The sequence below is a fragment of the Rhizobium sp. L9 genome (genome assembly GCF_002531885.1).
In the GTDB taxonomy this organism is placed as follows: domain Bacteria; phylum Pseudomonadota; class Alphaproteobacteria; order Rhizobiales; family Rhizobiaceae; genus Rhizobium.
Genome location: NZ_NWSZ01000067.1, coordinates 1 through 3428, shown reverse-complemented (window position 1 = coordinate 3428; position 3428 = coordinate 1). Strand labels below are relative to the sequence as shown.

Sequence of the window (3428 nt, the reverse complement as noted above, 5' to 3'; positions counted from 1 at the left end):
AATTATGCGAAGCTTGGGATTATGCGCAGGTATCGTGGCGGAAGCAGCACGGCGGCCGTGTCCGCCACAACGATCTCAACATAATCAGAGCGCCTGTAGAAAGGTCATCAGTTCGTCGGAAGCTCGGAAGCGTCCGGCAGAGGCGCCGGCTGGCTGCAGCTTCATCAGCGCCTGCTCTTTCATCGTGAGGTCAGCTTCAACGTACATGTGCGTCGTTGCGGTGTCCTCGTGACCGAGCCAGAGGGCGATGACGGTGATGTCCACGCCGGACTGCAGCAGATGCATCGCCGTCGTGTGGCGGATAACGTGCGGCGTTACTGCTCGACCGATGAGCGCCGGGTGCCTGCGCGCAGCGACTTCGACCGCAAGCTGTAGCCTTTGGGTCACGTTCGAGCGTGTCATCCGGCCACCACTGCGGTTTGGAAGAAGCATCGCATCGGCAGGCGGCTCACCGAGCCGCCGGCGCCAGCTACGAAGCAGCGACGCCGTTGTTCGCCACAACGGTACTGAGCGATCCTTGCGGCCTTTGCCATGTAAATGGACAGCCGGTTGTCCTTCGAGCACGACATCGCCCCAGCGCACGCCAATCATCTCGGAAACACGCGCGCCTGTATTATAAAGGGTACTGAACATGGCGCGGTCCCTTTGGCCAGCCCAAGTTCTGGCGTCCGGGGCCTCGATGATGGTGCGGATCTCGTCTCTCGACAGAAAGCCAACCATGGGCCGGTCAAATCGCTTTTGCGGTATTGCGAGCGCCCGTTCGATGGTGGCCAGAGCATCGATGTCGTGATGTCCAGCGTATTTTAGGAAAGTGCGTATTGCCGCGAGGCGCGCATTGCGACTTCGCACGCTGTTGCCACGTTCCTTCTCGAGATGATCGAGAAACGCCAGGAGCAACGTCGCGTCGAGGTCCATCAGTGCGATCGCGCTTGGTGTTCGGTGCAGTCGCTGCGCGGCAAATCCCAGGAGCAGCCTCAGCGTATCGCGATAGGCGGCGACCGTCTGACGACTGACGGCGCGGTGTTGGCCAAGATGCTCGAGAAAGAAGCGCTGGACGAGGTTAGAGAGGGACGGCGCCTTGCGATCAGACATAGGCGTCCTCCCCGAGGGCGAAGCCTTCGAAACGCGATCCGGCGATAGCCATCAGATCGGGGATGCCAGTCATGTACCAATAGGTGTCTGACACTTTGGTATGACCGACATAGGTCGAGAGCGCCGCGATGGCGTTGTCGATGTCGCATCCATCTGCTTGCCAGCGCTCCAGCCGGCGGCAGATGAAGGTGTGCCTGAGATCATGAATGCGAACGTGGGGATAGGAACCGCGCGGCACGAGTCCGGCTGCGAGGCGCAGTCGTTGAAAGACCCCGTGAACGGTTCGCTTGTTGAGGCGTTGCCCACTTGCGATGGTGAAGAAAGCCTGCTCCTCCTCCAGCCTGACGAAACGCTCTCGAACCTGCAGATATGAACCAAGCGCGTTGGCAACCGACCGATGAAACGGCACATGCCGAGACTTGCGGAACTTGGTCATGCGCACCGTTGCACAGCAGGCTTCGATATCAACATCGCAGCAGCGCAGGTTGATCGCCTCCGAAAGGCGCAGCCCGGTTGCGGCGATCAATCCGATCAACGCCTCGAACACGACCGATCGCAGTTCACCCTGCGATTGGAGCGCGCGGGCCGCGGCCATTAGGCCGAGGATCTCGTCGTCGGTATAGATATGGGGCGTCAGCCTCCGCCGCGACTTTCCGAATATCGGCGTTTCTGGAAACTCTGTCGCCGGATCCAGGCGCGTCATGTAGGCCGCAAAAGGCTTCACGACTGCCAGCCGTCCAGCCCAGGTGAAGGGGAGACTGATGCGCGACCGATCCTTTGCCCAGTGGATGACAAGGTCGTTGGTCAGTGTGCCGCAGTCCTGCTCGTCGGCGAAACCTGCAAAGGACCTCAGCAGCCGAGCGTCGGGGCCGCTCACTTTGAAGCCGAGCATCGAGCGTTCAACCAGATAGGCTGCGACATGCTCCGTCATTGTTGTCTTCATCGCCGTCACGCCCTCCCTGGCCAAGGAAGAGCGACAGCCGCCAGCCGGTCGAAATCGATCTTGGTATAGATCTTTGACGTGTCGAGGCTGCGATGGCGTAGGATATCGGCAATGTGCTTCATCGGCGTGCCCTCGCGTAGCAATCGGCTCGCCACACTATGGCGCAGAACATGCGGGTCGCACCGATCCCAGCCGCACCGGCGAAACGCGGCGATGACTGCTCGCTTGGCTACTCCTGTCTGGACGGGGCGATCATAGGGTGCGACATGGCGAACGAAGATCGCCCGGCTTGCCGTCTCGGGCCGCTCGTGCGTGAGGTAGTCGGCAATTGCCTCACCGGTTATCTTGGGCAGCGGCAGGCAGTCCGTGAAATGCGTCTTGGAGCGAGCGATCCTGACTGTTCCGTTCTGCCAATCAATGTCCTCGATGCGCAGCTTGACCACTTCCGCACAGCGAAGGCCAAGGTCGGTGACGCATCTGACCATGGCATAGGCCCGTCGACGAGATGGCAGGTTCGCATCGAACGATGCCAAAAGCGCGTCGATCTGGGTTGGTGACAATGTCTCCGGTAGTGACGCCAGACGCCAGTGCGCCGCACGCGGGATGGCTTGCAGGAGCTTGGCGACCTGATCGCCGCTCATCTGTCGGTACTTCAGATAACCGCCTATCGAACTACCCGCGACGCGCACTGCCCCGGCACCCCAATCGCGACCTTCACCCAAGACGAAGCGCCTTACGGCCGCGGTATCGATCTTCGTGACGTCGACAGCGTCTGCGCCAAAAGTGTGAGCGAGGAATCTGCCGACAATCAACCCACGTTGCCGTCGCGTGGTCTCCGCCAGGCCTGCGACATCACGCATATAGGCATCGAACGCGGCCAGTTCCTTGCTTAATCCATCCTGCTTGTCGGCGGACTGAATGGCCCCCTCGGCCTCAAGCAGTCTCAGCAGGTGGCGAATGGCGGTCCGCAGTTCATACCGCGTCCGGCGAACCGGCTGCGGACACCTGCAGATCGGCAGATGATTGTTAAGAAAGCGATCGAGCACCGCCGCGCCCAGCGATGAAAGATGAAGGCGCTGCTCTCCGAGCCAGCGTGCGAAATGGGCGACGCTCGCAAGATAGACGCGGATCACATTGTGCGCATACCGATCTTCCCGCAGGCGAGCGACATAGCGTTCCTGATAGGCTGACAGAATGCTGGACGACAGCCATGCTTGAGGTCCAGGTTGCAAAATGATGGGCTTCACGGAATTCCCCCTTCCAGTGACTAGAACGGGGAGAATGAAATTATGCGCAGTTGGAAACGTCACGCCGCTTCTGCAAACGCCGAAACACCAAAGTAGTTTGTAGAGCTGGAAAAGCTCCTGCGCATAATCCCAAGCTTCGCATAATT

General features: G+C 60.2%; 3 protein-coding genes. All 3 read right to left on the bottom strand.

The annotated features are described in order from the left end of the window. Nucleotides 1-84 precede the first annotated feature (84 nt). The gene (locus CO660_RS32095) at nt 85-1092 is read right to left on the bottom strand and encodes a tyrosine-type recombinase/integrase (RefSeq protein ID WP_097587711.1); all 1008 of its coding nucleotides are present in this window, start codon (nt 1090-1092) and stop codon (nt 85-87) included. Further along, entirely contained in the window at nt 1085-2035 is a 951-nt protein-coding gene (locus CO660_RS32090) for a tyrosine-type recombinase/integrase (protein WP_097601855.1), read from the bottom strand. The genes CO660_RS32095 and CO660_RS32090 overlap by 8 nt, the downstream gene beginning before the upstream one ends. 5 nt (nt 2036-2040) lie before the next feature. Continuing rightward, nucleotides 2041-3428 (bottom strand): site-specific integrase (locus CO660_RS32085; RefSeq protein ID WP_141504969.1); only part of this gene is annotated, 1388 nt, incomplete at its 5' end.